The organism is Tunicatimonas sp., assembly GCF_049647865.1.
GTDB lineage: Bacteria > Bacteroidota > Bacteroidia > Cytophagales > Cyclobacteriaceae > Tunicatimonas.
In genome coordinates this window covers 1-3,654 of sequence record NZ_JBARYM010000709.1, presented here as the reverse complement: position 1 = coordinate 3,654, position 3,654 = coordinate 1, and the positions used below count along the sequence as shown (strand labels likewise).

General features: G+C 42.3%; 6 protein-coding genes. 5 read left to right on the top strand and 1 reads right to left on the bottom strand.

Going from position 1 to position 3,654, the window contains the following annotated elements; all coding sequences use genetic code 11:
• The coding region (locus WBA23_RS20785) for a hypothetical protein (RefSeq protein WP_424584201.1) at positions 1 to 314 on the bottom strand (314 nt) is incomplete at its 3' end.
• A gap of 447 nt (positions 315 to 761) precedes the next feature.
• Here WBA23_RS20785 and WBA23_RS20780 point away from each other — a divergent pair.
• The 5 genes from WBA23_RS20780 to WBA23_RS20760 all read left to right on the top strand — a co-directional run bounded on the left by WBA23_RS20780 (position 762) and on the right by WBA23_RS20760 (position 3,620).
• The gene (locus WBA23_RS20780) at positions 762 to 1,271 is read left to right on the top strand and encodes an RNA polymerase sigma factor (protein ID WP_424584200.1); all 510 of its coding nucleotides are present in this window, start codon (positions 762 to 764) and stop codon (positions 1,269 to 1,271) included.
• Positions 1,261 to 2,022 carry a HEAT repeat domain-containing protein gene (locus WBA23_RS20775; RefSeq protein ID WP_424584199.1) on the top strand — a complete coding sequence of 254 codons (762 nt, stop codon included), beginning with the start codon at positions 1,261 to 1,263 and terminating at the stop codon, positions 2,020 to 2,022. Before WBA23_RS20780 ends, WBA23_RS20775 begins: the two co-directional genes overlap by 11 nt.
• A gap of 126 nt (positions 2,023 to 2,148) precedes the next feature.
• Complete coding sequence (locus WBA23_RS20770; RefSeq protein ID WP_424584198.1) at positions 2,149 to 2,400, top strand: hypothetical protein; 252 nt, start codon at positions 2,149 to 2,151, stop codon at positions 2,398 to 2,400.
• Positions 2,401 to 2,423: 23 nt separating this feature from the next.
• Positions 2,424 to 2,921 (top strand): DUF4097 family beta strand repeat-containing protein, encoded by a 498-nt coding sequence (locus WBA23_RS20765; protein ID WP_424584197.1) that lies wholly within the window; start codon positions 2,424 to 2,426, stop codon positions 2,919 to 2,921.
• 15 nt (positions 2,922 to 2,936) lie between these two features.
• Positions 2,937 to 3,620, top strand: a complete 684-nt coding sequence (locus WBA23_RS20760) for a hypothetical protein (protein ID WP_424584196.1) — start codon at positions 2,937 to 2,939, stop codon at positions 3,618 to 3,620.
• Positions 3,621 to 3,654 lie beyond the last annotated feature (34 nt).

Genomic DNA, 3,654 nt, shown 5'->3' with positions numbered 1-3,654 from the left:
GTCTTAGGGCGTTGATATCGATCAAATACAGGTTTATTGCCAGATTTGGATGGTGGGCGTTGGTACGTATCGCGGGCCCGACGCTTGCTTTTAGTAGTACGACTCGGCTTCGATTGGTCCTTCATCTGCCTGGACTTGCGGCGGGCCTTGGGGACCTTCACTTCTTTTTTCTTCTTACGATGCTTTATAGTGGGTAAAGTAGGTTTACCACTTTGCGCTAGAGAAATAGAGGCAGACCCCAACCCAAGTATCAGTATCAACCCGATAAGGCAAAAGGAGTAGACTACCGATCTTTTATGATAATTTCTTAGCATACAGTACTTAACGCTGGCGTATTAATTTTAATGACCTACTTCTTTACACGGCCTTTATTATCGTATTTGACTTGGTTTTTCTGACTAGAAAATATGCCTTTCTTCTGTTGCTTAACCGATATTTTCGGACAAGGCATGGCTGTGCTTCGGCACGAACTTAGTCCTAAACTGCCAATTAATACGATTATGAGCCACTTTCTTCTTACAAAGAAATAAAAAACAAATAAAGAGGATGTATTAACATTCCAAATGTTACCTGCCATTTTGTTCCTTTAATTTGAATTTTCTGTTCTATATAAAGATAGAATGTTGCGTAACCGTAGAGAAACAGATTTTCCAGCATTATTACACAGATAGAAAAAGCGGCGAAATTGCTAGATTTTAAAGGATGGAAAAAAAAAGAAGAATCTTGTAATGGATTCAATGAATAGTCGTCTTCGGAGTGTAATGAATGTTAAAACCTTTAAGAGTAACGTCTTTCCGGTACAAGCCAAACTTTATCGGTTTGCCAAAACAATGCTTCACGATGATGAGGAGGCAGAAGATGCTGTACAGGAAGCACTGCTTAAACTTTGGCTCAATCGGAACAACCTAACTAGCTACAAAAGTATTGAAGCACTAGCGATGGTAGTGACTAAAAACCTGTGCCTTGACAAACTGAAATCTAGCTACCATAAAAAGGTAATACCCCTCACCGGAACTACCACCACCACTGACAATACTACTCCGTACCGAAAAACCGAGATGGCAAATACCGCTGGTATTCTTCGCGAACTTATTGGGCAACTGCCTGAGCAGCAGCGACTCATAATTCATCTGCGGGACGTAGAAGAATATTCTTACGAAGAAATAGAGCAAGTGACTGGCCTATCAATTAATAATATTCGGGTTACGCTCTCGCGAGTCCGCCGCAGTTTGCGGGAAATGTACACCAGAGTTAACGCGTATGGAAGCTAATGAAATAAAAAAACTAATAGAGCGATACTACGAGGGTGAAACTACCCTGGTAGAAGAGAAACAACTGCATGCGTACTTCTCTCAGAGTGAGGTGGCACCTGAGCTAGCGAAAGACCGTAATCAGTTTTTAGGTTTAGCCGAATTGAGAAGCGAAGACCATACTAGCCGGTTAGGCTACGATCAGTTGTTTCGAAAAATTGACGCTGAAGAGAAAAATTCTAAGACACGAAACCATCATTTTAAACTATGGGGAAGGCGTATTGCCGCGAGCATTGCCCTAATTCTGAGCGGATTTTTGGGGGGGATTTGGTATGGGCAGGAGAAAACATCGGATGAAGTAGTAGCCCTACGGGAAGATTTTCAGGATATGCGCCAGACGATGCTGCTAAACCAGCTTCAGCGCGCTTCTGCCAGTGAGCGTATACAGGTCATTCAATCATCACCTAAAGACAACCAAGCGGTGAGTGAAGCACTGCTATTTACAATAAGTACCGACTCTAACATAAACGTTCGCTTAGCCGCTATTGAAGCGCTGAAGACTCATGCCAACCAAGCTACCGTACGCACGGCTTTGGCTCAGGCATTAAGCGGGCAAGATCACCCCATGGTTCAGATTGCAATTATTAATCAATTAGTCACTTGGGGTGAAAAAGAAGCGGTGCCTGAACTACAACGGCTAGTACAGCAGGAACAGATTGAAGAAGTTGTCAGACAACAAGCAGAATTTGGCATCAGTCAACTCTTGCTATAATGACTAGTAAGTAGTGAACAATGACAATTTATCAATCAGTATACATGTCCCAGACTTGATATGGGGTCAGCAATCAAGCCATTTAACAATTTAAAAACATTAACCCAGCATTAAAATATCTAAAACATGAAAACAATAGTAGTACTTATCACCCTTTTATGGGGCAGTTCGCTGGCCTATGCTCAGGAATATCGGGCGGCAATGTCGGCCAATACCATTCGTTTGGTTCTTCATAACACTGAAGTTAGCATTGAAGGCCACGACGGCAATGAACTTATCATTAATGCATCGGGCTACGAGGCCCCCCCCAACGAGCGGATGGGCTTCGTCCGCTATACAGTGGTGGCACTGACAACTCTGGTATTGGCTTATCAATAAATGAAGAGAATAATCAAGTTACCGTGCTAAAAGTAGGTCGAAATGATGTGGATTACGAGTTTAAGATACCCAAAAACACCACAGTAGTTATAGAAGAAGTGAACCATGTGGGAGGAGATATTGAGATGAAAAATCTGTTGGGTGAGATTGAAATAAAGACAACAAACTCAGACGTAAGAATAGAAAATGTTAGTGGACCGGTGGTAGCAAACAGTGTGAGTGGTGATATCGATGTCGTTTTTAATACCGTTAACCAGCAAAAACCCACTTCAATTACTATTGTAAGTGGCGATGTAGATATTACTTTGCCCAGTCAAACTCCCGCTAATTTGATGCTAGGCTCAGTGAGTGGTGAAGTGTATACCAACTTTGAAATTGCCTTAGATCAGGAGCAAGAAGGTAAAGTTGGATTAACCCGAATGAGTATGGGCCGACCCATAGAAGGCACCATTAACAACGGAGGGGTAGATATGCAAGTGAAAACGGTGAGTGGAAATATCTATCTACGCAAAAGTGAATAAACCCGGGAGTTCATTATGAAAAAATCGCTGATTATTCTATTGCTTTTAGCTGATCATGTTGTTCAGCCCCAACGGTTAGAAGAAAAAACGATTGCTTGGCAGGCTGATCAGGAAGTTCTCCTGGATTTGAAGTACGCTCAGGATATTCAGATCAAAACCTGGGACAAACCGGAAGTTGCTCTGCGAATAAGCGTCTCTGTTAATAATGATGCATTGAATGATGCCTGGAGTTTAAAAATTACCACAACCGAAGATAGAATAGAGGTCACTTCTGATTTGAAAAAGCCCAAAAAGTATTATCGAGGCGATTGTGAAGGAAGTAGTTATCAAATGGGGGAAAATAGCTTTTGTAGCTTAATCGTCTACGATATTTATCTTCCTAAAGAGGCATCTCTTCGTATAGAAACCCTCGGCGGTAATATTACCATAACTGGAGTGACAGCTCCGGTGTACGCTAAGTCACTTAGTGGATTTGTTGATACTAATTGGCCCGCGCAGCAGGGGGCTTCTGTATCCATGAAATCTATCACCGGGGAGGTTTACACCAATTTTGATTTAACGATAGACGAATTAGATAAGAGAGAGAATAGGCGTAGTCCAGTGGGTTGGGAGATTGAGGCTGCCGTGGCCGGAGGTGGAAGTAAAGTAGAGTTAGAATCAATTAGCAATAACGTTTACTTTCGCAAGTCGGGGTTATAGCTATCGAGCAAAAGAGGAGGTTTTTGACCTCCTC